Source organism: Neotabrizicola paludis (genome assembly GCF_044142105.1).
Taxonomy (GTDB): domain Bacteria; phylum Pseudomonadota; class Alphaproteobacteria; order Rhodobacterales; family Rhodobacteraceae; genus Pseudogemmobacter.
The window spans coordinates 196,569-222,966 of the sequence record NZ_JBGTYM010000002.1; the positions used below are offsets into that span (position 1 = coordinate 196,569).

Annotated in this window: 30 protein-coding genes; 22 read left to right on the forward strand and 8 right to left on the reverse strand. The window is 64.8% G+C overall.

The window, feature by feature from the left end; all coding sequences use genetic code 11:
- The first annotated feature begins 1 nt into the window (after nucleotide 1).
- The gene (locus ACED67_RS06000) at nucleotides 2-442 is read left to right on the forward strand and encodes a molybdenum cofactor biosynthesis protein MoaE (protein ID WP_395540667.1); all 441 of its coding nucleotides are present in this window, start codon (nucleotides 2-4) and stop codon (nucleotides 440-442) included.
- A 72-nt stretch (nucleotides 443-514) separates the two neighbouring features.
- Here ACED67_RS06000 and ACED67_RS06005 read toward each other — a convergent pair whose 3' ends face one another.
- Complete coding sequence (locus ACED67_RS06005; protein ID WP_395540668.1) at nucleotides 515-1,507, reverse strand: P1 family peptidase; 993 nt, start codon at nucleotides 1,505-1,507, stop codon at nucleotides 515-517.
- Nucleotides 1,508-1,629: 122 nt separating this feature from the next.
- Here ACED67_RS06005 and ACED67_RS06010 point away from each other — a divergent pair, with 122 nt between their 5' ends.
- Nucleotides 1,630-2,328: an SDR family oxidoreductase gene (locus tag ACED67_RS06010; RefSeq protein ID WP_395540669.1), complete on the forward strand. Its 699-nt coding sequence runs from the start codon at nucleotides 1,630-1,632 to the stop codon at nucleotides 2,326-2,328.
- A 4-nt stretch (nucleotides 2,329-2,332) separates the two neighbouring features.
- On the opposite strand, the gene ACED67_RS06015 is transcribed toward ACED67_RS06010, so the two are convergent.
- Nucleotides 2,333-2,653 (reverse strand): TFIIB-type zinc ribbon-containing protein, encoded by a 321-nt coding sequence (locus tag ACED67_RS06015; RefSeq protein WP_395540670.1) that lies wholly within the window; start codon nucleotides 2,651-2,653, stop codon nucleotides 2,333-2,335.
- Between the two features lie 226 nt (nucleotides 2,654-2,879).
- Between ACED67_RS06015 and ACED67_RS06020 the strand changes: the two genes are divergently transcribed.
- The 4 genes from ACED67_RS06020 (at nucleotide 2,880) to ACED67_RS06035 (ending at nucleotide 8,136) form a co-directional block, all read left to right on the forward strand.
- Nucleotides 2,880-4,091: a M24 family metallopeptidase gene (locus ACED67_RS06020; RefSeq protein WP_395540671.1), complete on the forward strand. Its 1,212-nt coding sequence runs from the start codon at nucleotides 2,880-2,882 to the stop codon at nucleotides 4,089-4,091.
- Between the two features lie 81 nt (nucleotides 4,092-4,172).
- The gene (locus tag ACED67_RS06025; protein ID WP_395540672.1) at nucleotides 4,173-6,341 is read left to right on the forward strand and encodes an esterase-like activity of phytase family protein; all 2,169 of its coding nucleotides are present in this window, start codon (nucleotides 4,173-4,175) and stop codon (nucleotides 6,339-6,341) included.
- A 121-nt stretch (nucleotides 6,342-6,462) separates the two neighbouring features.
- The gene (locus ACED67_RS06030; protein WP_395540673.1) at nucleotides 6,463-7,137 is read left to right on the forward strand and encodes a glutathione S-transferase family protein; all 675 of its coding nucleotides are present in this window, start codon (nucleotides 6,463-6,465) and stop codon (nucleotides 7,135-7,137) included.
- 111 nt (nucleotides 7,138-7,248) lie between these two features.
- A complete protein-coding gene (locus ACED67_RS06035; RefSeq protein WP_395540674.1) occupies nucleotides 7,249-8,136 on the forward strand; it encodes a L,D-transpeptidase in 888 nt (295 codons plus the stop codon).
- Between the two features lie 59 nt (nucleotides 8,137-8,195).
- Here ACED67_RS06035 and ACED67_RS06040 read toward each other — a convergent pair whose 3' ends face one another.
- On the reverse strand, nucleotides 8,196-8,543 hold the full coding sequence (locus ACED67_RS06040; protein ID WP_395540675.1) for a cupin domain-containing protein: 348 nt from the start codon (nucleotides 8,541-8,543) through the stop codon (nucleotides 8,196-8,198).
- Nucleotides 8,544-8,702: 159 nt separating this feature from the next.
- Here ACED67_RS06040 and panB point away from each other — a divergent pair, with 159 nt between their 5' ends.
- Complete coding sequence (panB, locus tag ACED67_RS06045) at nucleotides 8,703-9,533, forward strand: 3-methyl-2-oxobutanoate hydroxymethyltransferase (RefSeq protein WP_395540676.1); 831 nt, start codon at nucleotides 8,703-8,705, stop codon at nucleotides 9,531-9,533.
- The gene (panC, locus tag ACED67_RS06050) at nucleotides 9,530-10,369 is read left to right on the forward strand and encodes a pantoate--beta-alanine ligase (RefSeq protein WP_395540677.1); all 840 of its coding nucleotides are present in this window, start codon (nucleotides 9,530-9,532) and stop codon (nucleotides 10,367-10,369) included. The genes panB and panC overlap by 4 nt, the downstream gene beginning before the upstream one ends.
- Nucleotides 10,370-10,435: 66 nt before the next feature.
- Here the strand turns inward: panC and ACED67_RS06055 are convergent, their stop codons facing one another.
- Complete coding sequence (locus tag ACED67_RS06055) at nucleotides 10,436-11,716, reverse strand: acetylornithine deacetylase/succinyl-diaminopimelate desuccinylase family protein (RefSeq protein WP_395540678.1); 1,281 nt, start codon at nucleotides 11,714-11,716, stop codon at nucleotides 10,436-10,438.
- 120 nt (nucleotides 11,717-11,836) lie between these two features.
- Between ACED67_RS06055 and ACED67_RS06060 the strand changes: the two genes are divergently transcribed.
- The 9 genes from ACED67_RS06060 (at nucleotide 11,837) to ACED67_RS06100 (ending at nucleotide 20,242) form a co-directional block, all read left to right on the forward strand.
- The gene (locus ACED67_RS06060; RefSeq protein ID WP_395540679.1) at nucleotides 11,837-12,907 is read left to right on the forward strand and encodes a coiled-coil domain-containing protein; all 1,071 of its coding nucleotides are present in this window, start codon (nucleotides 11,837-11,839) and stop codon (nucleotides 12,905-12,907) included.
- A 23-nt stretch (nucleotides 12,908-12,930) separates the two neighbouring features.
- A complete protein-coding gene (locus ACED67_RS06065; protein WP_395540680.1) occupies nucleotides 12,931-14,058 on the forward strand; it encodes a hypothetical protein in 1,128 nt (375 codons plus the stop codon).
- A 141-nt stretch (nucleotides 14,059-14,199) separates the two neighbouring features.
- Nucleotides 14,200-16,128 (forward strand): ATP-binding protein, encoded by a 1,929-nt coding sequence (locus ACED67_RS06070; protein ID WP_395540681.1) that lies wholly within the window; start codon nucleotides 14,200-14,202, stop codon nucleotides 16,126-16,128.
- Nucleotides 16,129-16,214: 86 nt separating this feature from the next.
- Nucleotides 16,215-16,934 (forward strand): putative phage abortive infection protein, encoded by a 720-nt coding sequence (locus tag ACED67_RS06075; RefSeq protein WP_395540682.1) that lies wholly within the window; start codon nucleotides 16,215-16,217, stop codon nucleotides 16,932-16,934.
- 87 nt (nucleotides 16,935-17,021) lie between these two features.
- Complete coding sequence (locus ACED67_RS06080; RefSeq protein ID WP_395540683.1) at nucleotides 17,022-17,375, forward strand: hypothetical protein; 354 nt, start codon at nucleotides 17,022-17,024, stop codon at nucleotides 17,373-17,375.
- A gap of 66 nt (nucleotides 17,376-17,441) precedes the next feature.
- The gene (locus ACED67_RS06085; protein ID WP_395540684.1) at nucleotides 17,442-18,824 is read left to right on the forward strand and encodes a DUF6638 family protein; all 1,383 of its coding nucleotides are present in this window, start codon (nucleotides 17,442-17,444) and stop codon (nucleotides 18,822-18,824) included.
- A complete protein-coding gene (locus tag ACED67_RS06090) occupies nucleotides 18,821-19,090 on the forward strand; it encodes a hypothetical protein (protein ID WP_395540685.1) in 270 nt (89 codons plus the stop codon). Before ACED67_RS06085 ends, ACED67_RS06090 begins: the two co-directional genes overlap by 4 nt.
- A gap of 14 nt (nucleotides 19,091-19,104) precedes the next feature.
- The gene (locus ACED67_RS06095) at nucleotides 19,105-19,791 is read left to right on the forward strand and encodes a DUF1523 family protein (RefSeq protein WP_395540686.1); all 687 of its coding nucleotides are present in this window, start codon (nucleotides 19,105-19,107) and stop codon (nucleotides 19,789-19,791) included.
- A gap of 4 nt (nucleotides 19,792-19,795) precedes the next feature.
- On the forward strand, nucleotides 19,796-20,242 hold the full coding sequence (locus tag ACED67_RS06100; protein ID WP_395540687.1) for a hypothetical protein: 447 nt from the start codon (nucleotides 19,796-19,798) through the stop codon (nucleotides 20,240-20,242).
- Between the two features lie 56 nt (nucleotides 20,243-20,298).
- Here ACED67_RS06100 and ACED67_RS06105 read toward each other — a convergent pair whose 3' ends face one another.
- Nucleotides 20,299-21,111 (reverse strand): response regulator, encoded by an 813-nt coding sequence (locus ACED67_RS06105; RefSeq protein ID WP_395540688.1) that lies wholly within the window; start codon nucleotides 21,109-21,111, stop codon nucleotides 20,299-20,301.
- A gap of 78 nt (nucleotides 21,112-21,189) precedes the next feature.
- Here ACED67_RS06105 and ACED67_RS06110 point away from each other — a divergent pair, with 78 nt between their 5' ends.
- From ACED67_RS06110 to ACED67_RS06125, 4 genes are all read left to right on the forward strand, one after another.
- Nucleotides 21,190-21,363, forward strand: coding sequence for a NepR family anti-sigma factor (locus ACED67_RS06110; RefSeq protein ID WP_395540689.1), 174 nt, complete (start codon nucleotides 21,190-21,192; stop codon nucleotides 21,361-21,363).
- Nucleotides 21,360-21,962, forward strand: a complete 603-nt coding sequence (locus tag ACED67_RS06115) for an RNA polymerase sigma factor (RefSeq protein WP_395540690.1) — start codon at nucleotides 21,360-21,362, stop codon at nucleotides 21,960-21,962. The genes ACED67_RS06110 and ACED67_RS06115 overlap by 4 nt, the downstream gene beginning before the upstream one ends.
- A gap of 31 nt (nucleotides 21,963-21,993) precedes the next feature.
- Nucleotides 21,994-23,736 (forward strand): sensor histidine kinase, encoded by a 1,743-nt coding sequence (locus tag ACED67_RS06120; protein WP_395540692.1) that lies wholly within the window; start codon nucleotides 21,994-21,996, stop codon nucleotides 23,734-23,736.
- 87 nt (nucleotides 23,737-23,823) lie between these two features.
- Complete coding sequence (locus ACED67_RS06125; RefSeq protein ID WP_395540693.1) at nucleotides 23,824-24,021, forward strand: CsbD family protein; 198 nt, start codon at nucleotides 23,824-23,826, stop codon at nucleotides 24,019-24,021.
- 147 nt (nucleotides 24,022-24,168) lie between these two features.
- On the opposite strand, the gene ACED67_RS06130 is transcribed toward ACED67_RS06125, so the two are convergent.
- From ACED67_RS06130 to ACED67_RS06140, 3 genes are read right to left on the reverse strand one after another with little or no spacing between them, the layout of a single operon-like run.
- On the reverse strand, nucleotides 24,169-24,858 hold the full coding sequence (locus ACED67_RS06130; protein ID WP_395540694.1) for a hypothetical protein: 690 nt from the start codon (nucleotides 24,856-24,858) through the stop codon (nucleotides 24,169-24,171).
- A complete protein-coding gene (locus tag ACED67_RS06135; protein ID WP_395540695.1) occupies nucleotides 24,836-25,273 on the reverse strand; it encodes a phage holin family protein in 438 nt (145 codons plus the stop codon). Before ACED67_RS06135 ends, ACED67_RS06130 begins: the two co-directional genes overlap by 23 nt.
- Nucleotides 25,270-25,794, reverse strand: a complete 525-nt coding sequence (locus tag ACED67_RS06140; RefSeq protein WP_395540696.1) for a hypothetical protein — start codon at nucleotides 25,792-25,794, stop codon at nucleotides 25,270-25,272. Before ACED67_RS06140 ends, ACED67_RS06135 begins: the two co-directional genes overlap by 4 nt.
- A gap of 343 nt (nucleotides 25,795-26,137) precedes the next feature.
- Here ACED67_RS06140 and ACED67_RS06145 point away from each other — a divergent pair, with 343 nt between their 5' ends.
- On the forward strand, nucleotides 26,138-26,311 hold the full coding sequence (locus ACED67_RS06145) for a DUF1328 domain-containing protein (protein ID WP_395540697.1): 174 nt from the start codon (nucleotides 26,138-26,140) through the stop codon (nucleotides 26,309-26,311).
- Nucleotides 26,312-26,398 lie beyond the last annotated feature (87 nt).

Below are 26,398 nucleotides of genomic sequence, written 5' to 3' on the forward strand. Positions count from 1 at the left end.
GATGCGCTTGTCGGTCCAGACCGAGGCTTTCTCGCTGGGTGACGAGTCTGAAGCCTTTGCCGCTTCGGTGCCCGGCGCGGGCGCGGTGGTGACCTTCACCGGGATCGTGCGCGACAATGGCGGCGCGTTGACGGCAATGGAAATCGAGCATTACCCGGGGATGACCGAAAAGGCGATCGGTGCGATGATGGATCAGGCCCGGGCGCGCTGGGCGCTGGCGGATGCGCTGGTGATCCACCGCCACGGGCGGCTGAAGGCGGGCGAGGCGATCATGATGGTCGCCACCGCGGCGCCGCACCGGGCCGATGCCTTTGCTGCAGCCGAGTTCCTGATGGATTACCTGAAATCCCGCGCCCCATTCTGGAAGAAGGAAATCGGGGCCGATGGGGCGGAATGGGTCGCCGCCAAGGACGAGGATGAGGCCGCCCTGACGCGCTGGTAGGCTTTGTCCCACGGCGGGACAAAGATGATATGAAGAAATTTCAATGGCTTGAATTTCAGAATTCAGCAGTTCTTAACCTTTGCGATGCCGTGCCGACCAGCTGGGTTGCAGGTCACCCGGCTGGGCCTGCGCCAGATAGACCCCGCGCGCGATCGCCCGGGCCAGACAGGTCGCGGCGGCATGGCCGATCTGGAACAGGTCGCAGACCGGGTCTTGCAGCGGGTGAAGCCCGGTCGCCGCGGCGAAGACAAGGTCGCCATCAAGCGGCGTGTGCGAGGGCACCAGTGCCCGCGCCATGCCGTCATGCGCTGCAACCGCCATCCGATGCGCCTGCGGCTTGGTCAGCAGGGCATCGGTCGCGACCACGGCGATGGTCGTCGCCTCGCCCAGCCGTTTCATTGGCAAGGGCGCCTCTTGCCCCTGCGCGGCGGCGATGCCCAGACCGCCAAACTCATCCCCTTCTTCAAAGGGCGCAGCCCAGAACTGGCCGCCTTCCCCTGCCGTGGCGCGGCCCAGAGCATTGACCGCGACCAGCGCGCCAACAGTGATGCCGGAGGGTAGCACACAGGAGGCCGATCCGAGCCCGCCTTTCAGATCTCCTGTCATCGCGCCGGTACCGGCCCCCGCCGTGCCCAGCGCGAAATCAGGCCCGGCAGCGGCGAGCGCGGCCCGGCCCAGCGCCGGATAGGGCGTCTCGTCCCAATCCTTCGCACCGCCGTTCAAGAGGTCGAACAGGATTGCCCCCGGCACGATCGGCACCCGTACCGGCCCGACCGCAAAGCCGCGCCTCGCCGCGCGCAGGCCTGCCGCCACGCCGTCGCAGGCGGCAAGGCCAAAGGCCGACCCGCCCGACAGGACCAGCGCGTCCACCTCTTGCACCAGCCGATCGGGGGCGAGGAGATCGGTCTCGCGCGTGCCGGGCGCCCCGCCCATGACATGCACCGCCGCGACAAAGGGCGCCGGCCCGGTGACGACGGTCACGCCTGATCGCAGCGCGAGATCCTGCGCATTGCCGACCGTCAGCCCCGCGACATCGGTGATCAGGTTCCGTGCTCCGCGTCGCATGTGTTCTTCCGTTCCAAAATATCCTCGGGGGGTGAGGCGCGCAGCGCCGAGGGGGGCAGACGGCCCCCCTTTCGCCGCCTGTCGCGGGCGCTATGGTCGGCAGGTCAATACAGGAGGGCAAGATGGAAAAGGTTGCGGTCGTGACGGCGGGCGGCTCGGGCATGGGGGCGGCGGTGGCGCGGCATCTGGCCGAGGCAGGTTATCGGGTGGCGATCCTGTCTTCGTCGGGCAAGGGCGAGGCGCTGGCGCAGGCTCTGGGCGGGATCGGGGTGACCGGGTCCAATCAGGTGCAGGCCGACATCGACCGGCTGGTGGCGGCGACGCTTGAGCGCTGGGGAAGGATCGACGCCTTGGTGAACAGCGCGGGCCATGGGCCGCGCGCACCGGTGGCCGAGATCACCGATGACGACTGGCGCAAGGGGTTTGACGTCTATTTCCTCTCTGCCGTGCGGTCGATCCGGGCGGTCACTCCGGTGATGAAGGCACAGGGCGCAGGCGCGATCGTCAATATCTCGACCTTCGCCACTTTCGAGCCGGACCCGGCTTTCCCGACCAGCGCGGTGGCGCGGGCGGGGCTGGCGGCCTTTACCAAGCTTTACGCCGATGCCCATGCCGCCGATGGAATCCGCATCAACAATGTCCTGCCGGGCTTCATCGACAGCCTGCCGGAAAAAGAAGAATTCCGCCGCCGCATCCCGATGGGGCGCTACGGGCGGACGGCGGAAATCGCCGGGACGGTGGGATTCCTGCTCTCCGAGGCTGCGGGCTATATCACCGGGCAGAACCTTCGGGTGGATGGCGGAATCTCCCGGTCGGTGTGACGGATCAGAAGTCGAACAGGTCGGACAGGAAGCTGTCCTTGCGCTTGCGCTTGTGGCGATAATCGTTGTCGTCATCCTTGTGGCGGCGGCGGTCGTCGTAATCGGAGCGGGTCTGGCGCGGTTCGGGCTGGTAGACGGGGGCCGAGCCGCGCGCGGCGGCGGGTTGCGCCAGAGTGGGAGCGGGGGCAGCGCTGGCGGCGCGGTCGATGATCTTGTCAAGTTCGCCCCGGTCCAGCCAGACGCCGCGGCAGCGCGGACAATAGTCGATCTCCACGCCGTTGCGGTCGGCCATCACCAGCGTCTCGCCATCCACCGGACATTGCATCTGTCACGTCTCCTGTTCTTTTGCGTTCCTGCGCAGATGGGGGTGAAATGCGCCCAGGCAACCCCTTGCGCGGAATGTCGCAAGCGGGCATCTTCGCCCCGGGCTGCGGCGATGGCGTCGACGCAGGGGCAAGCCGGCCCCGAACGCCTGCGGAAGTTTCCGCTTGACGTCCTGTACGCCGGGACCTTTCGGGGTCCCGTCGCGGCCCCGTCCTATGGGGTCTGATATGACGACACGTCCCGAATCCTACCGTTTCCACAATGGCGGCCAGAAGGGCGTTCTGCCCTTTGCGGACAGCGAGTACGAAGACCGCCTCGCCGGTCTGCGCGACATCATGGAGCTGCACTCGCTTGACGCCGTGGTGCTGACCTCGATGCACAATGTCGCCTATTACTCGGGCTTTCTCTATTGCAGCTTTGGCCGGCCCTATGCCTGCGTCGTGACCGCCACCGATTGCATCACCGTCTCTGCCGGGATCGACGCGGGGCAGCCCTGGCGGCGCAGCATCGGCGACAACATCACCTATACCGACTGGACCCGCGACAATTTCTGGCGCGTGGTCGCGGGCATCACCGGCACCGGCAAGGCCATCGGCTGCGAGGCCGACCATCTGACGATGGAGCGGGCGGAGAAGCTGAACAGCTTCCTTAAGCCGAAGCGCGGCATGGACATCTCGCCTGCCACGATGCAGCAAAGGATGCTGAAATCCGAGGCCGAGATCGCCCTGATCAAGCATGGCTGCAACGTCGCCGATGTGGGCGGCTATGCGATCCGCGCGGCGATCCGCGACGGGGCGACCGAGCTGGAAATCGCCATCGCCGGGCGTGACGCCATGGAGCGCGAGATCGCCAAACGCTTCCCCGATGCCGAATACCGCGACACCTGGGTCTGGTTCCAATCCGGCTTGAACACCGATGGCGCGCATAACCCCGTCACCAACCGGGCGATCGGGCGGGGCGAGGTTCTGTCGCTGAACTGCTTCCCCATGATCTCGGGCTATTACACTGCGCTGGAGCGCACTCTGTTCCTGGGCGAGTGCGACCCCGCCAGCCTGAAGATCTGGGAGGCGAATATCGCCGCCCATGAATATGGGATGAGCCTGCTGAAACCCGGGGCCAGCTGCTCGGGCGTCACCGCGCAGATCAACGACTTCCTGGCCGAGCGGCAATTGCTGCAATACCGCACCTTCGGCTATGGCCACAGCTTCGGCCTTCTGTCGCATTATTACGGGCGCGAGGCGGGGCTGGAACTGCGCGAGGACATCGACACCGTTCTGGAACCCGGCATGGTCATCAGCATGGAGCCGATGCTGACCATCCCGGACGGAGAGCCGGGCGCGGGCGGTTATCGCGAGCATGACATCCTGGTCATCACCGAGGACGGGGCCGAAGACATCACCCATTATCCCTATGGGCCGGGCTTCAACATCATCGCGTAACAGAACTGTCACTGAACCGTCGCCCGGCTGATACGGGCGGCGGCCATTCCCTCGGGGCGATTCACACCGAAGGAATGGACCATGCGTCTTCGCTCTGCTTGTCTTACCTCTGCCCTTGCGTTGACGGCGGCCCTGCCCGCGCGGGCCGAGATGCTGTTCAACCGTGTTGCTTCTTTCGCGACCCCGGACAACATGGCGGAAGGCGAAGATCGCGCCCGCGCCACCAGCGCCGAGATCCTTACCGCCACTGAAGACGGCATGACGCTGATCTATTCCGACAGCCCGCTGGGCGTGATCGGGCTGGTCGACATCACCGATCCCAGGGCGCCGAAACCCCTTGGCAATATCGACATGGGCGGCGAGCCGACGACGACCGTTGTCGATGGCGGCATGGCGATGGTGGGGGTGAACACGTCCGAAAGCTACACCAGCCCTTCGGGCAAGCTGGTGACGGTGGACATCGCCGCGAAGAAGGTGGTCGCCGAATGCGATCTGGGTGGGCAGCCGGATTCGGTCGCCAAGTCGAAGGACGGTGCTTTCATCGCCGTCGCCATCGAGAATGAGCGCGATGAAGAGGTGAATGACGGCGACCTGCCGCAGATGCCTGCCGGTTTCGTGGTCAGGCTGCCGGTCAAGGATGGCGCGGTGGAATGCGCGGGGATGCAAAAGATCGATGTGACGGGTCTGGTCGATGTGGCGGGCGATGATCCAGAGCCGGAATTCCTGTCCTTCAACGATGCGGGCGAGATCGTTGTCAGCCTGCAGGAAAACAACGCCTTCGTGGTGATCGGCGCAGATGGCACGGTGGCCAAGGCCTTCTCGGCCGGGACGGTGGATATCGACGGCGTCGACACCAAGAAGAACGGCAGGCTGGAGTTCACCGGCAAGATGGAGGGCGTCGCCCGCGAACCCGACGGGGTGAAGTGGATCGACAATGACCATTTCGTCGCCGCCAATGAAGGCGACTGGAAGGGCGGCTCGCGCGGCTTCACCATCTGGAACAAGGATGGCACGGTCGTCTATGAAAGCGGCGCCTCGCTGGAAATGGCCATCGCCGCCATTGGCCATTACCCCGAGCATCGCAACAAGAAGGGCGTCGAGCTGGAATCGGTCGAGGTCGCGACCTTCGGCGACAGCCGTTACCTCTTCGTCGTGTCTGAGCGGTCATCCATCGTCGCGGTCTATGACTTGACCGATGTGGCCCATCCGGTGCTGAAGCAACTTCTGCCCAGCGGCATCAGCCCCGAAGGCATCATCGCGATTCCGTCGCGCAACCTGCTGGCCACCGCGAATGAAGTGGACCTGCGCGAAGACGGCGGCGCTCCGGCGCATGTCATGCTGTATGAACTGGGCGAAGGCACCCCGGCCTATCCGATGATCACCTCGGAAGGCAGCGATCCCCTGATCGGCTGGGGCGCGCTGTCGGGTCTGGCGGCCGATCCCGAAACTGGGGGCAAGCTTTATGCCGTGTCGGACAGTGTCTATGGCATGATGCCGCGCATCTACACCATCGACGCCACGCAGATGCCCGCGAAGATCACCGGCGCCATCGACATCACCCGCGGCGGCGATGTGGCGCAGCTGCTGGATCTGGAAGGCATCACCACCGATGGCGAGGGCGGCTTCTGGCTGGCCAGCGAAGGCCGCAGCGACAAGCTGATCCCGCATGCGCTGTATCACGTCAACGACAAGGGCGAGATCAAGGAACAGGTCGGCCTGCCCGAAGCGCTGTTGGACATTGAGATCCGCTTTGGTTTTGAAGGCATCGCCATGGCAGATGGCAAGCTGTGGATGGCCATGCAGCGCGAATGGCAGGACGATCCGAAGGGCATGGTCAAGCTGCTGAGCTATGATCCCGCCGAACAGGTCTGGGGGGCGGTGCATTACCCGCTGGACGCGCCCGTCGAAGGCGGCTGGATGGGCCTGTCGGAACTGACGATCAGGGGCGACTGGGCCTATGTGATCGAGCGCGACAACCAGATCGCGGGTAAGGCCGCCACCAAGAAGCTGTATCGGGTGAAGCTGGCCGATTTGAAGCCCGCCGAACTGGGCGGCGCCCTGCCGGTCGTGGTGAAGGAGCCGGTGCATGACTTCCTGCCCGACCTGGCCGTGACCCATGGCTATGCCGTCGACAAGATCGAAGGTTTCGCCATCGACGCGACGGGCGCGGGCTGGGTCGTGACTGACAATGACGGTGTGGATGACTCGTCGGGCGAGACGCTGTTCTGGACCATCGGCAAGGTCGAATGAGCCGATCCAGCGCTGACGAAAGCCCCCCGGGTGGCAACCCGGGGGGCTTTTGCCTGTCGGGAGGGCGGGCCTTGACTGGCGCGGCCGCGCCGCGTGACCATGGGGCAAAGGGAGGGGTGACATGACCATCACCATCACCGCCTTTGAACGTTCGCCGGACGGCGGTCGGGGCCTTGCCCGCGACACCCGGATCCGCTGGGCGCTGGAGGAGCTGGGCCTGCCCTATGAGGTGCGGCTGGTGCCCTGGGAGGCGCTGAAGGCGCCCGAGAACCTGGCCCGGCAGCCCTTTGGCCAGATCCCGAGCTATGAGGAAGACGGGGTGGTGCTGTTCGAGACCGGGGCCATCGTGTTGCATCTGGCCCAGCGCCATCCGGGCCTTTTGCCCGAGGCGCCGAAGGCAAAGGCGCTGGCGATCTCATGGCTGTTCGCGGCGCTGAATTCGGTTGAGCCGGTCGTGCTGCAACGCGAAGTGCCAATGTTGACGGAGCGTGACAAGCCCTGGCACGCCGAGCGCCTGCCGATGCTGGACGCGCGGGTCGCGGCGGTGCTGGCGCGGGTGGCGGCGGCCTTGGGCGGGAATGACTGGCTGGCCGGGGAATTCAGCGCGGGCGATCTGACGATGGTCTCGGTGCTGCAGCGCCTGAAATCCGGCGCGCTTCTGACCGGCGCGCCAAGCCTTGCCGCCTATGTGGCGCGGGCCGAGGCGCGGCCGGCCTATGGCCGGGCCTTTGCCGCGCAATGGGCGGTGAACGGGCCGCCCGGCGCGCCGGTCCCACCCCTGCCGCGGGCAACCTGAGGGCAACGCCCTGTGGCTTTTGTTCGGAATCTGCATCGCAGGACTTGACGCTGAGGGGGGGGCAACGTCCAAGGTGCGGCTCGTCAAGGGCTTACCTCCGGGGATTCGAACGTGATCAACCTGCGCCTGTCGCTTGCGACAATGCTTCTGCTGCCGCTGCTGGCAGCCTGTGGAGCCAAACCTGAAACCAAGGGCCCCGAGGGTGTGCCGGGCTATGAGGCGGTGCAGGATGGCGAGTACTTCATTCCTGCGGTGAAGCCGAAATACCTGATCGACGGCAATACCAAGGTCGAGGTCGATTACGCGGGAGATGATCCGCCGAATTCCATCGTGGTCGATGTCTATTCGCGCAAGCTCTACTGGGTGATGGAAAACGGCAAGGCGATCCGCTACGGCATCGCCGTCGGTCGCGAAGGCCTGTCGTTCAAGGGCACGGGCTATGTCGGCCGCAAGCAGGAATGGCCGTCGTGGACGCCCACCGCGAACATGATCCGCACCCGGCCCGACCTTTATGCCGAATATGCCGGCGGCCTGCCGGGCGGGCTTGAGAATCCGCTGGGCGCGCGGGCGCTGTACCTTTATCGCGGCGGGCGCGACACGATGTTCCGCATCCATGGCACGATCGATAATGCCTCGATCGGGCGGGCGACGAGCGCGGGCTGCATCCGTCTTTTCAACCAGGATGCCATCGACCTGTTCAACCGCGCCGATACCGGGGCCCGGGTCAAGGTGCGCACGCTTGAGGAAAGCCTGGCCGTCGAAGGCCCCTATATGGACGATGCTTTCGGCCGGATCGTGAAGCAGACGCCCGAGGCGATCGCGCAGCGCGAAAAGGACCAGAAGGCGATCGAGGCCTGGGAAGCGGCCGAGGCCAAGGCGGCCGAGCGCGCCGAGAAGAAACATCTGGCGCAATGCAAGCGGCAGGGGATTCCGGCTGATGACTGCCCGCCTCTCTCGGTCGAGGAGTATAAGGAACAGGACGCGCATACCGAAAGCTAAGGGTCGCGCGACCGACTTGGACAGGGCCGCCCCGGACGGGGTGGCCCTTTTCCATTGGCTCAGCTGCGGATGACGTAATCCTTGAGCGTGGTCTCGATCACTTCCCAGGTTCCCGCGAAACCGGGGCGGATGATGAAACTGTCGCCCGCGCGCAGATGGGTGGCGACGCCCTGCGCATCGGTCAGGATGGAATGGCCGGAATGGATGTAGACATATTCCCATTCGGCATAGGAGACCTTCCACTTGCCCGGGGTCGATTGCCAGAGGCCGCTGTAGAGCCCGTCGGTTTCCTCGAGATTCCAGGTCGTGTGGACCGGGTCGCCTGACAGAACTTTCTCGGCGGCGGGGGGTTCGGTTTCGGGCGTGCAGCCTTCGCGCGTGACGCGTTGCAGAAGGGTGGGGGTCATCGGTGTCTCCTTTCGTCGGACATTGGGCTTGTCGCGGCTGCGCGGTCAAGGCGGTCAGGCCCGCTGCGCTGCGGCGTAATTTTCTTGCAGCCGGACGATGCGCGTGCATCTATGGCGGGCAGAATTGAAACGCCCGTCGATCCAGCCAGAGGTGAGCAGATGAGCGCCAGCGCCCCCGTCCGTGCCGTTCTTCCCCCCGATATCCGCGCCCGCAAGGGCGGTGCGCCGATCGTCGTGCTGACGGCCTATTCCACGCCGGTCGCGCGGCTGGTCGATGCGCATTGCGACATTGTGCTGGTCGGGGATTCGGTCGGGATGGTGATCCATGGCCTGCCCTCGACCCTGGGCGTCACGATGGAGATGATGATCCTGCATGGCCGCGCCGTGGTGCGGGGCGCGCAGAAGGCGATGCCGGTGATCGACATGCCCTTCGGAAGCTATGAGGAAAGCCCGCAGCAGGCGTTCCGCAATGCCTCGCGGCTGATGGCCGAGACGGGCGCCACTGCGGTGAAGCTGGAGGGCGGCCTGCATATGGCCGAGACCATCGCCTTTCTGGTGGCCCGCGGTGTGCCGGTCATGGCCCATGTCGGCCTGACGCCGCAGGCGGTGAACACGCTGGGCGGCTACAAGGTTGTTGGCCGTGACGCCGAGGCCGAGAAGGTGATGGAAGATGCCCGCGCGGTCGAGGCGGCGGGGGCATTCTCGGTGGTGCTGGAAAAAGTGCCCGAGGGGCTGGCAGCACGCATCACCCAAAGCCTGGAGATCCCCACCATCGGCATCGGCGCGGGGGTGCGCTGCGACGGGCAGGTGCTGGTGGTCGATGACATGCTGGGTCTGTTCACCGATTTCCGGCCGAAATTCGTCAAGCGCTATGCCGAATTGGGCCGCGCGGCGGATGAGGCGATCGCCGCCTATGCCGCAGATGTGCGCGCGCGGGTCTTTCCGGCGCCGGAACATGCCTTTGCCGATGCGCTGCCGGTGAAGAAATGATCCCGATCTACCGGACGGTGGCCGAGTTGCGGGCGGCGGCGCGCGGCTGGCGCGCGGCGGGCGAGGTGATCGGCGTGGTGCCGACCATGGGGGCGCTGCATGAGGGCCATTTGTCGCTGGCGCGGCGAGCGCGGGTGGAATGCGACCGGGTGATCACGACGATCTTCGTCAACCCGATGCAGTTCAATAACCCGGACGATCTGAAGAAATATCCAAGGACCGAGGAGGCCGACGCGGCGCTTCTGGCGACGGTGCCGGTCGATGCGATCTTCGCGCCGCAGCCGGAAGAGGTTTATCCTGAAGGCTTCGGCAGCGTGGTTTCTGTCTCGGGCGTGTCGGAACCGCTGGAGGGCAAGATGCGCCCCGGGCATTTCGACGGCGTGGCGACCGTGGTGACCAAGCTGTTTGGCATGACCCTGGCTGACCGTGGTTATTTCGGCCAGAAGGACTGGCAGCAGCTTCAGGTGGTCCTGAAACTGGTGCGCGACCTGAATCTGGCGGTCGAGATCGTCGGTTGCGAGACGATCCGCGAGGCGGATGGCCTGGCGATGTCGTCGCGCAATGTGCGGCTGACCCCGGCGGGGCGGGTGCGGGCGCCGGTGCTGTATGCCGCGATCGCGGCAGCGGCCGAGGATATCCGCGCGGGCCAGCCCGACCGTATGGCGATCCGCGAGGCGGCCGAGAAGATGCGTTCGGTCGGGTTCGAGCGGGTGGAATATATCGAGCTGCGCGATGCGGCGACGCTGATGCCATCGGACGATCCGCACCGCCCGCGCCGGATGCTGGCGGCGGCCTGGCTGGACGGGGTGCGGCTGATCGACAATATCCCGGTGTGAGGGCCTGTGGCGGCCCCCGGAGGCGCTGCCTGCGGACCGTCGGAGTATTTCCGCCAAGATGACGGATCACGGGACCGGGGCGAGAAGGTCGGCCAGAACCAGCGCCATGACCTTGGCGCTGTCGAGCATGTCCTCGATGCCGATCCATTCGTCGGGCTGATGGGCGAGATGCAAGAGGCCCGGGCCATAGGCGATGCAATTCTTCAGCTTGCCGATGCGGTCGATATGCTTCTGGTCATAGGTGCCGGGCGAGGCGACGTAATCGGGGGCGCGGGCCATGACCTTTTCGATGGCGCGGGCAGTGGCGGCGGCGACGGGGGCGTCGGGCTCGGTCATCGCCGGGTGGACCTCGAAGAGATCGCGGATTTCGTAGCGGAAATTCGCGCGGCGGGCGGCCAGCCCGTCGAGCAGGGCGCGCAATTCGGCCTTAACTTCGGGCAGGGTCTCTTCGATCAGGAAGCGGCGGTCCAAAACGATCCGGCAGCTGTCGGCCACGCAGGGCGCAGGCAGCGATGTATCGCCCGGTTGCGGTTCGGCGGCCCCGCCATGCAGGGCATTTATGTTGAGCGTGGCGGTGCGCGCGCCTTCGGGCACGACGGGCATTCTTGTGACGCGGCCTGCCAGGGCGGGATAGAGCTTGTCCTCGATCTCGCGCAGCACCGCGCCCATGTGGCGGATCGCAGAATCGCCCAGAAAAGGCATTGAGCCATGGGCGATGCGGCCCCTGGTCTCGACCTCGGCCCACCAGACGCCGCGATGGCCCAGGCAGATCCGGTCCTTGTGCAGCGGCTCGGGGATGATGACATGCTGCACGCGTTCGGGGGCGAAATAGCCCCGTTCCGCCAGCCAGGCCACGCCGCCATAGCCGCCCGATTCCTCATCGGCGGTGGCCGAGATCTCGATGATGCCGGAAAAGCCCGGGCAGGTGGCAAGGAAGGCCTCGGCGGCGATCACGCTGGCCGCCAGCCCGCCCTTCATGTCGCAGGCGCCGCGGCCATAGATGCGGTCGCCGTCGATTTCGGCGGCGAAGGGATCGCGGGTCCAGCCTTGCCCGACCTCGACCACATCGTGATGGCCATTGAAATGCACGCAGGGGCCGGGGCCGCCGCGATGGCGGGCCACGAGGTTCCAGCGCGGGAAGGCGTCGCTGTCGCCGGGGGCGCCCGTTGCGCGCAGGATCTCGACCTCCCAGCCCTGGGCGAGGAAGCGGGTGGCGAGATAGTCGCAGATCTGGCGATAGTTGCGCCCCGGCGGGTTCAGCGTGGGGATTCGGATCAGATCCTGCGCAAGGCCGATCAGCGCGTCGCGGCGGGCGGTGACCGCCAGAAGAAGGGCGTCTTCCTGCATGTGGAAATTCTGCCTTGCGCGGGGGCATGGGGGCAATCAGAATTCCCCCACTGGACGGAATGTCATTCATTCTTACATTGCTGCTGCATTGTGGCAGGCACAGCGGCTCAGGAGGGCGCGATGGCGGATTTCGAGGCACAGATTCTGGAGAGCGAAAAGCAGGTCCGTGCGGCGCAGGAGAAGATCAGTTCGATCACTGCCACGATCGAGGCCGCCCGGCTGCGCGTCGATGAGGGGGTGTCGATCGATGTCGAGAATGCGACGCTTGAGGATGTGCACAAGCATACCGAGGTGATGAACGCCAATATCGCCGAGCTGATCATGGGGTTGGACGACGTGACGGCGGCCTTTTCGACCGAGTTCGACGAGATGCGCTCGAAGACCGGCTGGGAGAGCTTTGTCGGTATCTTCTCCAAGGGAAAATCTGAAAGCCTGCGCCAAGAGCGGCTGCGCGATGCGACGATCGACGACAAGTTGCAGGATCTGATCGCCAAGTCGGACGTGATCGTGAAGCTGCTGCAAGGCCAGCTTGAAATGCTGAACGTGCAGAAGTCGCGGGTCGAGGCGAATCTTTCGGGCACGCTGACCGACCGCGAAACCACGGTCGAGGCGCTGGAGGCGGTGCGCAAGGAGATTGCCGCCATGGACCCGGCGCTGATCGAGCTGGAGAACAAGATCTCGGTCGAGATGGATGCGGCGGCGCGCACCAAGCTGGAGACCGAACTGGCGACCCTGAACGCCAAGCACAATGCGCTGGTGCAGGATGAACAGGTCAAGCTCGCGCGCAGCCAGACGCTGGAGCGCTATATCGAAAAGGGCAAGACCTGGGTCGACAGCCTGACCAATCAGGCCGCGACCCAGCTGGTGCTGATCAACAAGCTGCAGACCGATACCAAGCAGCGGGTGGTGCTGTATGACGCCCTGACCTCGAGCCTAAAGACGGCGCAGCAGCAGGACGTGGCGCACCGGATCAACGAGATCGGCGTGAAGACGGATCAGGAGGCGCAGGCCGCCATGGCCGGGATCGGCGCCGCGACCAATGCCAAGATGGCCGACATGCTGGAAGCGCATGAGGGGCATATGGTGTTCGCCCGCAAGATTCTGGAAGACAAGGCCAAGGCCGACGAACGCTTTGCCCGCCGCTTTGCCGCCATTGTCGAGAAGCATGACAAGAACGCGTATGGCGGCTGAGGGGCTGGCGCTGGGGGAAAATCGTGGCGGGCAATGAGGTCAAGGAGGCGCTGGTCAGCGACCACGCCGAACTTTACGAGCCCGAGGTCGCCCGGCGCTATTTCCTGAAATTCGCCGAGATCGGCTCGTATCTTGGCCGGGTCGCGGCCGAGATCGAGGGCGAAGGGCGGCTGACCCGCACCGAAGCGCGGGTTCTGGGTGGCTATCTTGCCGGGGTGATCGGCACCTTCCGCGCCCTGAACCACAAATACCTGATGACGGGCCGGGCCGAGGGCGCGCCGCGGCTGACCATCGACCGGCATGAATCAGGCTTTCCGGTCGCGCAGGAATTGATGGTCATGGCGCTGGATGCGGCCCAGGCCGACAAGCATCTGGCCGGGATGGCATCCGAGGCCGAACTCAAGGACCGGATGATCCGCACCATCGTGGGCGAATTGAAACTGCCCGCCGGGCTGCAATTCGCCCTGTCGCAGCGGCTGTATTTCGAGGCGCTGAAGGCGGGCGGCATCTTCTGGGCGCGCAACGACCCGGATGCGCAATGGATCGAGCAGGTGGGGGACCGGCGGCACTATCTGGTGCATTGGGCGGTCTGGGATGCCCAGGTCAACCTGCCGGTCGTCTATCTGATGGATGTCGAGGATTCCGGCAAGAAACCCCTGCCCAATGACGATTACCGCTGGCCGCCCTTGCAGCATAAGGTTCTGGCGCAATCGGTGGGCGGGCTGAAGCTTCTGACCATTGCGACCGGCTTTGACCAGGATTTCGAGGGGCTGCACCCCAAACGCCTGCGGCGGATCACCCTTGGCCCGATGTATTCGGCGAGCTTCACCTTGCAATCGGGGCCGATTTCCAAAGTGCTGGAAGATGCCCGCGCGCCCGAGGGTCAGGACTGGGCGCTGGTCTGGACGGTCGAGGATCTGGTCTCGGACCGTGAAGAAGAGGTGAAGGATGGCTGGTTCTCGTCGCGGGTGCGGCAGGTCTACAAGCTGGACCCGCTGACCGGGGCCGATACGGGAACGACCAGTTTGGAACGGATGATCATCCTGCCCGAGCGGCCCTATCAGGTGCTGGTGGAGCAGGACCCGGCCGGGCTGCGGGGGATACGGAAATTCGTGGTGGGCGCCGGGGGGCGGCTTATTCCGGCCCGGTAGCGCGGGATGGACGCCCCGGGGCTCTGCCCTGGACCCCGGAATATTTTCAGACAGATGAAGTCAGTAAGCCCTTCATCTGTCCCCAAATAGCCCCGAGCGGCAGGCGAAGGGTGAAGCCGGGCGCACCGGCCGGAGGATGTGATGAACACGCGCGACACGATGGAATTGAAGGAAGAGGCGATCCGGGCGCAGTATGACGCCGCGCTGGGGTTGCTGACCGGCTTTGACCATGCGCCGCGTCTGGCCACGGCGACCGCGCCCGAGCCGGGGGTGGAACGCTCGCCCGGCATCGGCGCGCGGCCGCGATTCCGGTCAACCGTCGTGGGCATGGCGACGCGATCGACGGCGCGGCCGGGCGGTGTTCGTTTGGCCGAGCGGGTCGAGGGGCTGGGGGACGGTCTGGTCTCGCCGGTTCAGGCCTCGGTCCTGGGGGCACTGCGGCGGGGGCTTGCGATTGCGCTGGCCCTGGGCGAGCAGCTTTCGGCGCAATCGGGGCTGGCCGAGCTGAAGAAGGCCAATCTCGAGGGGCGGCTGTCCGAAGGGCGGCGGGGCGAATTCACCGAGTTGCTGGCGGCCGAGGCTTTGGCGGTGCTGTTCACCTTTGCCAATGCGACGGCTTTCCTTTTGGCCGAGCATATGGGGTCGGTCACGGTCGAGATCGGCTCGGTCGATGAAGTGCTGACCGACAATGCGCCCTTGGCCCTGCAGGGGGCGCTGTGGGAGCTGGATCAGGACATCGCCACTTTCGCAGGCGACGAGGCGCGGCTGGTCGCCACGGTCGTGGCCTTCTGCGAGGCGCTGATGCGGAAGGTTGCGCTGCGGGCCGATGCCGCCGCCCGGGTCGGGCCGTTCAAGGGGGCAAGCTGGAAGGTCGAGGCAGACGGGCTGACGATTTCCGGCTTCACCCCGGCCCGGGCGGCCAAGGGCGGCACCCTGACCATGGCCTTCAAGAAACCGCATGAGGTGGTGGGCAACCACATCGCAAAATATCAGTCGATGAAGCTGGCCAAGATGCTGATGGCCTATGATTTCGAGCGGAAGCTGAACCCGTTCGCGGAACTGGGCGGCTTCATCTTCACCTTCATGGGCGATGGCGCGCCGGGCACGGGCAAGACCACACTGATCCAGATGATGGCGGGATTGCTGCATGATTACTGCAAGGTGGCGGGCTATCCATTCCTCTACCGCAATTTCAGCATCGACCAGATCGACAGCTATCAGGGCAAGTCGGGCCAGAATGCCAAGGCTTTCATTGACGCGGTGATCGACCCCGGCGTGATCGGTTTCGGCACGATCGACGATATCGACCAGGTGGCGGGCAAGCGCGGCGACCGGCAGTCCAGTGCCGGCCAGCAAGAGGTGACGGCGGTGTTCATGGGCGCTTTTGCCGGCGCGGGCACGGTGGTGCGCGGCAATTGCACCTTCGGGATGTTTTCCAATTACCCCGAGAATGTCGATGATGCCTTGCGCCAGCGGGCTGGGGCGCGGTTCCTGGTCGACGGGCCGCAGACGAAGGACGATTACATCGACATCCTCGCGCTGCTGCTGGGAAAGAACCACCAGATCCCGCTGGGCGATCACCAGCTTTATGCCGCGCAGGAAATCAGGAAAGCCGTGGCCGCCAGTTTCGAGGGCCATTCCCGCCCGCATGAAGAGGGGCTGGTGAAGGTGTGGGAGAAGGTGGCCGCGGAGACGGGCAAGCTGGACACGATCGCCAAGATCGGCGCCTATCTGAAGGCGATCCAGCAGGCGGATGCGCGGTTCACCGGGCGGGCGATCAAGAACATCACCGATGCGGTGAAGGTCCGGGCGATGGATTTCGAATTGCCCGACGAGTGGATGGAAAACCCCGACCTGTTCCTGTTCAAGCCCTATGACGAGAAGCTTGCGATGATCAAAGCTCTGATGAGCCCGATCACCGTCGAGATGGTGCTCCAGGAGGTGAACCGTTACGCCGACAGCGAATTCCGCTATGCCGACAAGTCGGACGAGGCGGCGATTTCCGGGATGGTGCGGGACATGCAACGGACGGAAGAGGCGAAGCGGCGGTATCTGGAGGGGAAGGGGTGAGCGTAAGCAAGTGCTTCGTGAAATGCTTGAGACCCATAGTCGTTGGCGTAATGCTTACGGCGGTTGTTCTAATCTTGTCAGGAGTCATGGCCGCTCAGAAGCGTTGCGCCCTCACTTCAAAGTCAGTGCTGGAGTGTAGGTCGAATCTTGATTGGTTCTTGGATTCCCCGCCAAATGAGATCGGTGACACGCTTGCGGGTTTCGCGGGAGCATTGGCGTTCATCTGGATCGTTGTGACTGTATGGCTTCAGAGCCATGAGCTTTCGGAACAAAGAAAGGAGATTACGACTACGAACAGGCACTTAGAGAAGCAGAGCTTCAATGCATTTTTCTTTGAGCTCGTCGCGACGCATAACTCCATAGTGTCTGGGATCGATATTCGAACATTTGGTGATAGTCGAGTTATTCACCAGGGAAGAGACGCATTTCATTTTTTCTTTGAAAAGTTTTCGGAGCCGGAGCCAGGAGAAAGAATGTATCCCGATCTGGCGCCAGATCGTACCCTCGTAAGGTATGGAGAGATGTACGCTGAGCATCGTTCGGATCTTGGGCATTATTTTAGATTTGTTTATAACTCGTTGCGCGCCATCGAAGAGTCTCCCGTTGTTGATCTTACCTATAAGAGGTTATTCAGATCTCTTTTTTCTGATGATGAACTACTTGTCATTTACTACAATTGCGCCACAGAGAAAGGAAGAAATCTCGCCCCTCGTGCGAGGAGATTTGATCTATTCAATAATCTACCCTTCGAAAGGCTTGTTCGAAAGGAGCATATAGATTTGCTCGGAGCGAACTACTTTGATTAGCTGTTCGTTCGGGCACGCACTGGACCAAGAAGCTAGAGGTTTGAGAGTCGGTATGAGAGAAAGTAGCTATAGTCGGCAGAATTGACCATGGCCGAAGCCATCACGTTCCAAAACACCCTTCTCCCCCTTGGCCTGCTCATGGCGCTGGTCATCCTGCTCCCTCGGGCGCTGATGGGCGGCTCGCTCACGCAGGCCCGGCTGGCGGTGGCCATCTGCCTGACCGCTGTGGCCGCCCTTGCCGCCGGGGCGCTGTGGCTGGCCTTTGAGGGCTGGAGGTTGCAGGGGGGCTGGCCGGAAGTCTCGCGGGCGGGCGACCTTCTGCGGCGCTCCACATGGTTCGCGCTGTTCTGGGGGCCGCTCTTGGCGCTGGTCTGGCTCATCCGGGCGCAGGGGATCGAGCGGCGCAAGGGGCTGGCGATGGGGCGTGGGGATGGGCGATGACGTCCAATTCTGCTGGCATCTGAACGGGATTCGGGGCCAGATGGGGCCTGTGGGCAAGGGGCTGATATGAACCGGCTGATCGAGAAGGGGCTGATGTTCGGGAACCTCATCGAGGTGTCCTCGCCCCAGCTTGTCACCCGCTACAACCGGGCGCTGAAGCATCTGATCGGCCGCGAAACTACCCTGACCGATTTCCACATCGACCTGTCGGGCTATTCGCCCGAGATCGGCGATGAGTTCGGCGATGATTTCTATCTGAACCCGAATGGCGCGAACCGGCAGTTCATCCTTCTGTCCACGCAGCAAAAGGAAGCGCCGCTGCTGAACATCCGCTTCTCGACCAGCCGGTCGATCCTGACCCAGTTCATCGAGAAGAACGAGGCGCAGTTGTTCGCGCTGACGGCGCGGGACGCGGTGGCCGGGGAATTGCAGGGTTCGGTCTATGCGGTCGACACCCCGGCGCAGCTGTTCGACTACCGGCAGGTCACGGTCGAGGCCGATACGATCGGCGGGCATGTGGCCGATGCAGAAAAGCTGGCGGCGCTGATCGAGAAGTTCCGGCGCGAGCCGGATGGCTGGCGGGATGAAGCGCTGATCGCCGAGATGATCGGGCTGGCCAAGAAGACCGGCGATGTGACGCGGGTGCCGATCAGCCTGCCCGCGATGACCTTCGAGGCGGCGAACCTGTGGACCAGCCTGTTCGGCGGGGTCTATGTCTTTCGCGACGTGAAATTCCCGGCGGCGATCTGCCGCCAGCCGGTGGGCGGGCTGGGCAAGTTGCCCATCGCGCAGGTGATGGATTTCAGCCATCGCAACCACATTGCCGAATGGCTGGAGCGCAACCAGCTTGTCGAACCCATCGTGCAGGCGCGCGGGGCGGATGCGGGGGCGATCCTGCGCCAGAAGATGGATTTCATCCTGCTCGATGCCGCTGACCAGTTGGGGATCGAGGTCGGCGACGGGCGGCGGACTGAGCTGCGCAAGGTGGCCTATCGGCTGGGGTCCAGCCTGCCGGAAGAATTCAACGGGCTGGCGGCCATGCTGCGCTGGGTGGAAGGTGCCGGGGCCTGGCCGCGCATCTCGTCGGAACATCCGGCCTATTTCTACACGCTGCGGGCGCGGGCGGGGCGCGACCGCGATCTGGTGAACATGCTCTTGTCGGAACTGTCGCCGATGGATGTGCGGCAGATGTTCATCGTGCACAAGGAACGGTTCTACGAAGCCTATGGCACCTGGTCGCCGGGCAAGCAGGCCCACGTCGCCGATTTCCTGGCGCGGGAATATCAGGTCGACCGCGAAGGCGCGCGCGAGGCGCTGTTTGGGCCGGAACCGCGGATGGACGAGCTGGCGCGCCCCGAGATGAAGCTAGGGCCGAAACCGGCGCGGCCGGTGGCCGCCGGTCCCTGGGGCGGGGCGGTGTCGGGGCCATGGGGAGACGGGCGCAGATGATACTGGGATGGCTGAGGCTGGCGCTTTTCGCCCTTATCGGGCTGACCGTGGTCTATTTTCTGACCTCGATCTATTCGCGTTCGGTCCGGCGCGAGAAGCTTGAGAAGCGCTGGATCTCGGAAGGGCTGGAGGGCGACCGCGACGGTTGGATCGAAAAGGGGATGCAGGACTATGAGAAGGGGCTGAAAAGGCGCCTTTTATGGCTTATCTACATCCTGCCGATGCTGGCCTTCATCGCCACCATCTATTTCGTCAACTGGAGCTGAAGGACGCGCCGCCGATGTGGACCAAGATCAAATGGGGCCTGCGGCTGCTGCTGCTGCTGATCGTCGGGCTGTTCCTGCACTATACGTTGCCGCAGCGCGACGTGGTACAGATCATCAACACCTATAACAAGCTGACGCCGATCGGGGCGAACTGGATTTTCTATTCGATGGAAGACAGCGGAACCGGGGTCGAGACCACATCGACCACCCGCGACATCCGCTTCATCGAGGCGGTCTACCCCGATGGCAAATCGGTGATGGTTTATCGCAACGAGGATACGGGCTGGATCTGGCCGCCCTATTTCAAATGGGACAGCTCGAACCTGCAGGCCGAGGCGACGAATTACAAATCCGACAAGGCGAACCCGACCTGGGTTGCGGTTACCCATTACGGCTGGCGCATTCCGATGATCTCGATCTTCCCCAATGCGGTGAAGATTACCCCGGTCGAGGGGCCGGATGTGACGCTGATCCCCTGGCTGAACATCGTGATCCTGACGCTGCTGGCCTTTGCGCTGTTCATGCTGCGCCAGATGTGGCTGCAATTCCGGGAACGTGCGCTGGACCCGGCGGTGGATCGTGCCGGGCAGGCCTGGGACCGGGTCGAGGCTGAAAGCGACGTGGCCCGCGCCCGCGCCCGCGGCGTCTGGGGCCGGTTCAGCGCCTGGCTGGACACCTGGAAAGGCAAGCCGCGCCGGTGATGCCGTGGCCGCGATAAGGTCGTTCGCGGCGGTACTGGGGCTGGACCGGCGGATTGTCTTGATGATCCCGCTGGCGGTGGTTCTGGCTGCCCTGCTGGTGCCGGTGGCGACCGCGCTTGTGCAAGGCGCGGGGATTGTGACGGTGTTGAAACTGGCCGCCCTCTGGCCGGTTTCGGCCATTGGCGCGGTGCTGATCGCGCCGGTGCTGGTGCCGCCGGGGCTGGTCGGCTGGATGGCGGGGTTTGCCTTGGCCCGCCTGGCAGGGCTGGATGAGCTTGCCCGTGCCGCTGTCGCGGGGCTGGTGGCGGGGCTTTGCGCGCCGGTCGTTCTTTGGCATGATCAGGCGCTTGCCCCGCCCGACTACCTGGCCGTCGCGCTGCCTTGTGCCCTGTCGGGCGGGCTGGCCGCCTTGATCCTGTATCGCCGCGACGGACCCTTCGCCAAAAGGTAAGGCCCGGCCGTCTGGGGGGACGGGCCGGGCCTTCCTGCCTGCGGGTGAGGGGACCTTCAGGCGGTGGTGAGCGTTTCGGTCGAGGCGAAGAACATCGCCTGGCTGACGGCCGAACGGACCTGTTCTTCGGTATAGGGCTTGTTGATCAGGAAGGCCGGTTCGGGGCGTTCGCCGGTCAGAAGCCGTTCGGGGAAGGCGGTTACGAAGATCACCGGGATATCGTCGAACTGGCCAAGGATCTCGTTCACCGCCTCGATGCCCGAGGAATTGTCGGCAAGCTGGATATCGGCCAGGATCAGGTCGGGCTTGTCGCGTGCGGCCAGGTCTACGGCGCCCGCATGGGTGCGCGCCACGCCGGTGACCGCATGGCCCATGCTTTCCACGATGCCCGAGATGTCCATGGCGATGATCGCCTCATCCTCGATCACCAGCACGCGGCCCGCGACAGAAGCCTCCATCTCGCGCAGCGCATGGGCGACCAGTTCGGTCGCCTCGTCGCTGCTGAGATCCATGATCTCGCCGACTTCGGGCAGCGAGAAGCCTTCGATGGTCTGCAAGAGCAGCGCCTCGCGCGAATTCGGGGTCAGCGCGGCCAGATGCGCCTGCGCAGCGGCAGACAGACGGCTGTCTGCTTCGGCTACCGGGGTTCCGGTGCTGGACCAGACGGTGTGGAAGACGCGGAACAGTGCCACGCGGGGGTTCGGCGCTGCCGAAATGCTGTTGGGATCGGCCAGCACGGCCTCGAGCGTAGCGATGGCATATTGGTCGCCCGAGCTTTGACTTCCGGTGAGCGCACGCGCGTAGCGGCGCAAATACGGGAGCTGCGCCGACACCAATGCCGAAACCCCGGTCACTTCCGAAGTTGACATGAAAATTTCCTCTCGTTTCCCTGTTCTTCTGGGGAACCAAACGCCGGCAACTGCGTTCGGTTCCCATAAGGTGCTTAGGTGAACGAAAAAATGCAGCAATCAAGATCGGGCAAAGGCGTGATAAACGCCGAGATGAAAGCGCAGATCGATGAAAACCTGAAGCGTGTGTACCAGGACGCTCTGTCTGAAGAGGTTCCTGATCGCTTCAAGGATCTGCTGGCGCAGCTCCAGGCGAAGGATGCGCAGAAATGATGGCAACCCTGGCTCGAGCGAACGACCAGGGGACGGTCGCGGCGCAGCGTTCGCCGCGCGACCGACTGGCAGACCATCTGACGGGTCTGCGTGCCTTCGCCATCAGCCTGTGCCGCAACGGGGCCCAGGCCGACGATCTTGTGCAGGAAACCATCCTCAAGGCCTGGTCGAACATCGACAAGTTCGATCCCGCGACCAATCTTGAAGCCTGGCTGTTCACCATCCTGCGCAACACCTTCTATTCCTCGCTGCGCAAGACCCGGCGCGAAGTGGCGGATAGCGATGGGGCTTATGCGGCCACGATGTACGAGAAACCGGCCCATGACGGGCGTCTGGCCTTCAACGACTTCCAGCGCGCCTTCGATCAGCTTTCCCCCGAGCACCGCGAAGTGCTGATCCTGGTCGGCGCCTCCGGCTATTCCTGCGAGGATGCGGCCCAGATGATGGGCGTGGCGGTTGGCACGGTTAAAAGCCGGGCAAACCGCGCGCGCAAGCGGCTGGCGGAACTGATGCAAATCGGCGATGGCGAAGATCTCTTCGCCGGAACAGACGGGGCGATGACGGCGGTGATTTCACGATCGGTGCCTTCGGCCGCCTGACGGGTGGCGTTGGGCGGCATGGCATGAAGCGATGAGCGAAGGCAGCACGACGGACAACGTCCTCGACGGCAGGATGGGCGCCCGGCATTGGGGTGTCGGTCGGCGACTTGCCGCCATGATCGTGCTGGCTCTGCTGCCGCTTGGCCTTCTGGCGATTCAGCAAACCAGTTCCGTCGTTAAGGAAGTTGCCCGCAACCGGGAACTTGCGGCGATGGGCGCGACGGTTCAGGCTGCCGCGCCGCAGATCCGCATGATTCAGGATGCACAGGCCACGGTCGAGACCCTGGCCGGGATTATCGCCCCTTTTGTCGATGATCTGCCGACCTGCCGTCGGATCATGGACCAGACCCAGGCGCATGAACCGGCGGCCACGCTGGTCGCCTATACGCCGATGTCGGGCAAGATGCGCTGCGCCTCGGGCGCGCGTATCTTTGACTTTTCCGGGAACGCGGTGTTTCAGAAGCTGATCTCGAGCCCCGTGCCCCAGATGGTGATCAACCTGGCGGGTCCGGTCTCGGGCACGGCGGTTCTGGGCGTGGCAGCCCCGGTCTTCGATGTGGAAGGCACCCAGATCGGGATCGTGAGCGTCTCCTTGCGGCATGAGGCGGTGGCGCAAGAAAGCATCGGTCCGCAGGATACTCTGCAGACCCGGCCCATCGCTCTGATCACCTTTGACCGGCAGGGCAATATCCTGACCTCAACCACCGGTCTGGACGACGTTCCCCTGCGCCTGCCGCGCGACCACAGTCTGGCTGCGCTCGCCGAAGGCGGTACCCAGGTTTTCACCGGCACGGCAGTCAGCGGGTTCAACCGTCTTTTTGCTGTCGTGCCCTTGGCTCAGGATCTGTTCCTGTTGGGGTCCTGGCGCATCGGCGTGGACGAGGCCCTGGTCGACCCCTCGATCACGCCCTTCCTTGTGCCGGGGCTGATGTGGATCGCGGCGCTGGCCGTGGCGGTCTTTGCCGCCGAGCATCTTGTCACGCGGCATGTTCGGATGATGGCGCAGGCGATGCTGGCCTTCGCCCGCGGCGACAGGGTGCGGCACGATCTGAACCTACGCAATCCGCCGGCCGAGATCGAGGATCTGGCCGAGGCCTATCGCACGATGACCGCCACGATCCTGCGGGACGGGGCCGAGCTGGAGAACCTTGTCCATCAGAAGGACGCGCTCCTGCGCGAGGTGCATCACCGCACCGGCAACAGCCTGCAACTGATCGCCTCGGTCCTGCGGATGCATCTGCGCGAGCAGCCCGATGAGGGAACGCGGCGTCTGCTGGAGAATCTGCACAGCCGGGTGATGTCCCTGTCGACCGTGCACCTGAGTCTCTATCGCATCTCGGGCGATGCCGATGTCGCGGTGCATGAACTGATGGCCGATGTGATCGCCAAGGTCAGCGCGATCCATGAGCGCTATGCGAAGGCCGGTTCGATCGAGGCCGAGCTTGCGCCGCTGGTCGTGCCGACCGAACAGGCGGTGCCGATGGCGCTGCTTTTGGCCGAGATCCTGTCCTGCTTCCCGGCCAATGCGGTTGAGCCCGACGATCCGCCGATCCGCGTGACCCTTCAGACCTGCGATGAGGGCCGCGCGCGGATTCGCGTCATGGGGCCGATCAGCGCCATGGCGACCCTTACGGGCGAGCAGACCGACGCCCCGGCGCGCATCGCGGCGCGGCTGATCCGGGCCTTCGTTGGCCAGCTTGGCGGCGTGCTGGAGACGCGGGTGGAAAGCGGCGCTGCGCTGGCGGAAATCAGCTTCCAGGCCCGGACAGCCTAGGGCTTTTCGGGAAAAGCGGCGGAACTCTCCACGGGGCCGCGGCGTTGTTTAGGTGAAGCAACCGATTTTCCCGAAAGGAGAAATGTGATGAACTGGGACCAGATCGAAGGCCGCTGGACGCAACTCAAGGGTAAGGCCCGCGAGACCTGGGGCGACATCACCGATGACGAATGGGACCGCGTGGCGGGCAAGCGCGAGCAAATGGTCGGGCTGATCCAGAAGAAATACGGTGATGAGAAGGCAGCGGCCGAGCGCAAGGTCGATGACTGGATGCGTCGCCTCTGACGTAACCAGACTGACAGACGGAAAGGCCCGTGCCCTGGCACGGGCCTTTTCCTTTGCCCCTCGCCTGGCAAGGACGGCGCAGACCATATCAAAAGGCCCACGCCGGGGACGGCGCGGGCCTTTTGACTTTGAGCGGAAGAAGCCTGGTCAGGCTGCGCGAATCGTCCCGCTTTTCGGACCGCTCTGCGCTGCTGGCTGCGGTGCCGCCGGTTCGGTCGCGCTGGCGGCCGCTGCGGCGACGGCGGGCGCGGTCAGCAGCGCCCCGGCCAGCGAGGTTGCCAGCGACAGGCCAAGCGTCAGCGCCTCATCCCTGAAAAAACTCCCGGTCTTGTCGGATGCGAAGCGGCGGGCGTTTTGTAACGCCTTCGTCTCGCCGTCGCGCTGCGGCAGCGCATGGGCAAGTGCCGCGCCCGCGGCTGCGATCACTGCCGAGGCGATCAGAGGATTGTCGCGCATCGCCCGGAAACCGGCGGCGAGCAGGGGATTGGTCGGTTCCGCCATCGGGGTCTCCTGTTCAGGGCGCGGGTTGCGGGCCGAAAAAGGCGCATGGCGCAGGGTCGGGCGCGGGGAGGCGGGCGCGTCATCGGGTTTCACCGTCGCCGAGGCCGGGGCCGTCGACGCCGCAGCTGCCGGGCGCATGGCCGAAAGGAGATGCGAGGGCAGAAGCCGTTCCTTGAGCGAGGACCCTGCCCGACGGGCAAGAGCGCCAGGCGCCATTTCGCGCTTCAGCGCTGCGAGCGCCGCATCAAGATCGGCACGGTCAGCGGCGAGTTGCGCTTCGGCTGCGGCCAGTTCGGCTTCGGGCGAGCGCGGGTCAGGCTTGGCCTTTGGTGTCATGACGTCCATCCTGGGTCAGCTCCGTTTCGAAGGATTCCTGCGGGCTCACCGGCGCGGCGCGCAGGCGGCGAGGCAGGAAATCGGTCTTGCGCCACAGGCCCGCGCCATGTTGCAGATAGCCCAGCGCCAGAAGCACGAAGGCCAAGCCCACGACCAGCGCCGACCAGACCGGCGCAAGACCAGCGGCGACCAGCGCCGCGACGGCAGCCCCGGCCAGCACATTCAGCCCGACCAGGGCCAGAATGCCTGCCAGCGCGATCTGTGCCGCCGCACGCGCGGTTTGCCGAAGCGTCACCTGCATCTCGGCCTTGGCAAGCGCGATCTCGCCCCGGACAAGGCGCGAGACGCCGGTGATCACCTCGGCAAAGAGCCCCGCAAGCGGGGCATCTTCACTGTCAGGATAGCGCCGGGTCACGACCGGGCGCCGCCGTTATTGGCCCGCAGCATCCGGGCCAGGGCAAAGCCGACCACAGCAGCTCCGGCCGCGAAGGCTGCGGGGTTGCGGCGCGCCAGCGCCTTCACGTCTCCGGCCATTTCGGTGAAGCTGCGCTCGCGCAGGGTCTCGGCCACCACGCTTGCACCGTCCGACATTGCGGTCAGGGCGCGGGTCTGCAAGGCGGGGGCGCCGGGGGCATCCGCGGCGCGGCGCAGCGTGTCGGCAAGGCGGTCACCCGCATCGGCGATCGCGCCCCGCGCGCCTTCGATCTTGCTGGCTGCGGCATCACGAAGCTGACCTGCGGCATCACTGGCCTTCGAGGTGAGGTCGGCACCGAGTTCGCTGGCTTTCGACGACAGATCAGCGCCAACGCTGCGCAGTTTGCTGCCTGCCATTTCCGCGGCGGTCTCGGCGGTGTCCATCGCCTGGGTCGCGGTATCGCGCGCCGCATCTGCGGTCGCATCGGCTTTGGACTTCAGAATGTTGGAATCGATCGACATGGCGGTCATCCTTTCGGCTTGAGGCAAACTCGGCTTGAGGCAAAAGGGGCAGAGCGCGCATCAGGCACGCCGGCCCTGCCTTCTCTGCTAGTCCAACGCGTGATGCGCGCGAGGGTTCCGTCCTGAGAAGCATAAGGTGCAAGGGAAGGCCGGAGTCCAGCCTGCATCTGCACGCGTGCCCGTCTGTGCCCCCGCTGGACGTCAAATTGCCGCAGCATGGGCGTGGGGGCAGGGAACCGTCAGGCGGGCTGCACGTTGGATATGCAGAACGACCGGAACCCCGCTTCGAACCCAGGGTGATCGTGACCCAGAGTTCCTTGCGACCCTTCAAAAGGAGATCATCATGCTCGGTTGGGCCCTTACCTTCCTCGTCATCGCGCTGATCGCGGCTGTGCTTGGCTTCGGCGGCATCGCCGGCGCATCGGCCGGTATCGCGCAGATTCTGTTCTTCATCTTCCTGGCGCTGTTCGTGATCTCGCTGATCGCCCGCGCCGCGCGCGGCAAGCCGCCGCTGTAAGCTTTCCCGCTCCCTGTCCCTAGGAGCCAAACTCGAGGCCGCAGGTTCGCCCTGCGGCCTTTTTTGCTGCCCAGCCGGGACGGAAAG